Here is a 357-nt window from a genome sequence, read left to right as displayed (position 1 = left end):
GGTAGGTCATGCGTGCGGGGGCGATTAGCTACCACGGCAAACTGTTCGGGGCCTACGGCTTCGTTCAAAAGGCCAAGGACTGCACAGTCAAGCCGCTTACCGCCATCGCGGCGTACATCGCACCCGCGTCTCGGTTCCATAAGAATCAGGTCTTCTGGGCCCCGGGCCTGCCCAGGACGCCTGGGGCCGAACGCGAGGGGCATCATCGCCACCACCGGCTGCCTGTCAGGCGAGGTGCAGACCCGGCTGCGGCTCGGCCAGTACGACGAGGCGGTCAAGGCCGCCGGCGCCTACCAGGACATCTTCGGCAAGGAGAACTACTTCCTGGAGCTGATGGACCACGGCATCGACATCGAG

1 pseudogene is annotated in these 357 nt (G+C 65.0%); it reads left to right on the top strand.

The window, feature by feature from the left end:
* Positions 1 to 179: 179 nt before the first annotated feature.
* Positions 180 to 357 (top strand): annotated as a pseudogene (locus UK12_RS45365) (PHP domain-containing protein); the annotation flags it as partial.

The sequence above is a fragment of the Saccharothrix sp. ST-888 genome, assembly GCF_000955975.1.
Lineage (GTDB): Bacteria > Actinomycetota > Actinomycetes > Streptomycetales > Streptomycetaceae > Kitasatospora.
This window is presented reverse-complemented; position numbering and strand designations above follow the sequence as displayed.